Genomic DNA, 3,696 nt, shown 5'->3' on the forward strand with positions numbered 1-3,696 from the left:
ACACACACTGTCGGGGCCTGACCCACTTAAAAAAACAAACACCACCAACACCCCCAAACGCGGGCTCACATATACGCCCGTTTTCCACCAACCCCCGCTCACCCATGCGCCGGAATTCCCAAACGCACGCTCACTAATGAACCTCCGGGATTCAGGTTCATACTGAGCCGTACAATGTCAGGATGAGTAGCATGCAACAGGTTACTCCCGGGGTGTCGCTCACAGCGCAGGTCACGGATATGCTCCGGGCGGCGATCACGTCCGGCGAGATGACGCCAGGGGAGCACTATTCGGCGATTGGACTAGCCGAGAGACTCGGAGTCTCCAGGACGCCGGTTCGAGAGGCGTTGCAGTTGCTTGAGAAGGAGGGCATTGTCCGGATCGAGAAGAACCGCGGTGTCCGGGTATTGCAGATTTCACTTGATGAAATTGTTCAGATCTTCCAGATCCGAATTCTTCTTGAGCCTCCGGCAGCGGCCAGGGCAGCCGAGATGGCCACCAAGCATGATCTCGCGCATTTCCGTGAGCTGCACGGACGCATCCTGGATGCAGCAGCCGCCGATGATGGTCCCGGCACCCTGCAGGCGGACAAGGAATTCCACTTGTTTCTCATGGGCTTGGCGGGGAATCCGCGGCTAACGGCACTGGATGGCGAGCTCCGCAATCTGGTTCTCGCACAAGGGTTGGTGACCATCCCTTCAATCCGAAGCAGCCAGGACTTGGCGGATGACCGTCGAGGCATTCTCGACGCATTGGAACGACAGGATCCCCTGGCTGCGTCCGCTGCCGTTCGCGAGCATGTCACCCGCACTGCGAGGCTTCTCATTTCAGGCGTCTGCGCGAAGAAGCCTGGACTGTCCTCCGATGCGTATCTGGCGAAGCTGGATCAGCTGACTAAACTCCGCACTTGACTCCAATACTCCCAAGAATTGTTTACACGCTGCGTGCGATCTCCTACAGTTGCATGCAACATACAACTATCGAGGGAGATGCGTCGTGGCATCCACACAGGGTAGTCCGAACGGCTTGCCGCAGCCCTTGGCTGGTATACGGATCGCAGACTTCTCACGGGTTCTAGCCGGCCCGCTTTGCTCCATGATGTTGGCCGACTACGGTGCCGAAGTCATCAAGATCGAGGGTCCTGGTGGCGACGATACCCGAGCGTGGACCCCGCCAGTTGACGCCGACGGGATTGGTACATATTTTTCCAGCGTCAACCGGAACAAGAAATCGGTGGTCGCCGACCTCAAGTCCGATGATGGGTTGGACTATGCCCGTGCGCTCGTGGCCGGCTGCGACGTCGTGATCGAAAATTTCCGGCCTGGCGTCATGGCGAAATTCGGGCTGGATTATCGGACGGTCTCCGAGGGCCGGCCGGATATCGTCTATTGTTCAATCTCGGGCTTCGGGGCTGGCGCAGGCGCGGATCTGCCCGGCTATGACCTGCTCGTGCAGGCGCTTGGCGGTCTGATGAGTATCACCGGCCACCCGGAAGGGGAACCCAGCAAGGTCGGGGTTGCCCTGGTTGACGTCCTCGCGGGACAGAATGCCGTAGCAGGAATCCTGATGGCCCTGCGGGTGCGCGATGCTACGGGGGTTGGTCAGGAGGTGCAGGTCAGCCTCCTCTCATCGCTCCTGGCAGCCTTGACGAACCAAGGCACGGCCAGTTTGGCGACGGGTGATTCGCCTACCAGGCGTGGTAATGCGCACCCGAGCATCGCCCCATATGAGACGTTCCGCACCGGAGGCGGCACGCTCGCCGTCGCGGTCGGAAACGATCGGCAATTTGCGGCGCTTGCATCGGTTCTGGGACTTGGGGCTCTGCACCAGCAAGCGAGGTTCCTCACTAATGAACGCCGAGTAGCATCGCGCGAGGAGCTTCGGATTGCGATTGAGGCTGTGCTCGGCGCTGACACCGCAGCGAGTTGGCAACGGAAACTGCTCGCCGCAGGTGTTCCTGCGGGCACGGTCAACAGCGTCGGCGAGGCTTTCAAACTCGCTGAGAGCCTCGGGCTGGAGCCGTCAGTCGTTGTCACCGATCCCGCTACTGGCCGGAAGTCCCGGCAGTTGACCAACCCGATCCGGTTGTCCGCGGCGGCACCAAGCTATCGGCAAGTTCCCCCGGCCCTTGGAGAGCACCAGGGGTTCACCTTCGCTGTCCGATCCCCGGACACCGCCGAGAAAGGCGCATAAATGTCCGATATCAGCGATCTGATTGACTTCGATTCCCTCCTCAGCACGGATGAACGTGCACTGCGCGATTCGGTGCGCGCGTTTGTGGATACCGAAATCAAGCCACACATCGCAGGTTGGTTCGAAAAGGCCGTTTTCCCGCTGGAACTTGTTCCCGAACTGGGCAAAATGGGCCTGCTCGGCATGCACCTGAAAGGCTTCGGCTGCGCCGGACGATCCGCCGTCGAGTACGGCCTGGCCGGAGCGGAACTCGAGGCCGGCGATTCCGGGTTGCGCACTTTCGTCTCGGTGCAAGGCTCGTTGGCGATGAGCGCCATCCATAAGCATGGCTCGGATGAGCAGAAAGCCGAATGGCTGCCGGCGATGGCCGCGGGGGAAGCGATCGGCTGTTTCGGGCTGACGGAACCCACGGCGGGGTCGGATCCGGGCGGCATGACTACTTTTGCGCACCGTGACGGCGGCGACTGGATCCTCAACGGATCAAAACGCTGGATCGGCCTTGCGTCGGTGGCCAAAGTGGCCATCATCTGGGCCCGGACCGACGGCGGTATCCGCGGCTTTGTTGTCCCAACCAATACCGCTGGGTTCACGGCGACACCGATCGAGCCGAAGCTCTCCATGCGAGCCTCAATCCAGTGCGACATTGAATTGTCCCATGTGCGCCTACCCGGGAGTGCGGTCCTGCCGAATGTCGTCGGACTCAAGGGCCCGTTCTCTTGCCTGAACGAGGCCCGCTACGGAATCATCTGGGGCGCCATGGGCGCTGCGCGCGACGCGTTCCAAGCCGCCCTCGAGTACTCCAAGGAACGTCTGCAGTTCGGGAAACCACTGGCTGGTTACCAGCTGACCCAGCAGAAGTTGGTTGATATGGCTCTGGAGATCAACAAGGGATTCCTCCTGGCTTTGCACCTCGGGCGCATGAAGGACGCCGGCACCTTGCAACCGGACCAAATTTCGGTGGGCAAACTGAACAGTTGCCGCGAGGCCATCAAAATTGCGCGGGAAGCGAGGACCATCCTTGGCGGTAACGGAATCACTCTGGATCACTCACCCTTGCGGCATGCCAACAACTTGGAATCCGTCCGCACCTATGAGGGCACCGACGAAGTCCATACCCTGATCTTGGGTAGCAGGCTGACTGGTATCGCAGCCTTCCGTTAGGCGGGCCCGACGGCGGAGCCCGCGTTCCGTCGTCGACGCCGCCGGGCGACCCCATCAGGTCCTGGCGGCCAACTTGAGTTGGCCGCCTCAACGCTGGATTTGCGCGGGGTGCGGAAGCCGTGTAATGTCTTCTAAGTCGCCGCGAGGGAGACAGCCTAGAGCTGGGAACCACGGGTGGCCAAACCCTTCGAATTGAGTCTAAAACGGCTGGTGCTTTGCGTGCCGCAATTCGAGGGAAATTCGAATTATCACCTTGAATCTGGTTGAAATACCGATTTGATAAGTAGTGGCAGTTCGGGTAAGTTTGGGAAGTTGCTCCGGAGCGATCTTGGACCCTTGTGG

General features: G+C 60.4%; 3 protein-coding genes. All 3 read left to right on the forward strand.

The genetic code is table 11. The annotated features are described in order from the left end of the window. Window positions 1–182: 182 nt before the first annotated feature. The 3 genes from QRN45_RS20840 to QRN45_RS20850 all read left to right on the forward strand — a co-directional run bounded on the left by QRN45_RS20840 (window position 183) and on the right by QRN45_RS20850 (window position 3,354). On the forward strand, window positions 183–911 hold the full coding sequence (locus tag QRN45_RS20840; protein WP_264637167.1) for a GntR family transcriptional regulator: 729 nt from the start codon (window positions 183–185) through the stop codon (window positions 909–911). An 85-nt stretch (window positions 912–996) separates the two neighbouring features. Further along, the gene (locus QRN45_RS20845; protein WP_284764564.1) at window positions 997–2,193 is read left to right on the forward strand and encodes a CaiB/BaiF CoA transferase family protein; all 1,197 of its coding nucleotides are present in this window, start codon (window positions 997–999) and stop codon (window positions 2,191–2,193) included. Beyond that, window positions 2,194–3,354 carry an acyl-CoA dehydrogenase family protein gene (locus QRN45_RS20850; RefSeq protein ID WP_264637168.1) on the forward strand — a complete coding sequence of 387 codons (1,161 nt, stop codon included), beginning with the start codon at window positions 2,194–2,196 and terminating at the stop codon, window positions 3,352–3,354. Window positions 3,355–3,696 lie beyond the last annotated feature (342 nt).

Source organism: Arthrobacter sp. efr-133-R2A-63, assembly GCF_030209795.1.
In the GTDB taxonomy this organism is placed as follows: Bacteria; Actinomycetota; Actinomycetes; order Actinomycetales; family Micrococcaceae; genus Arthrobacter; species Arthrobacter bambusae_A.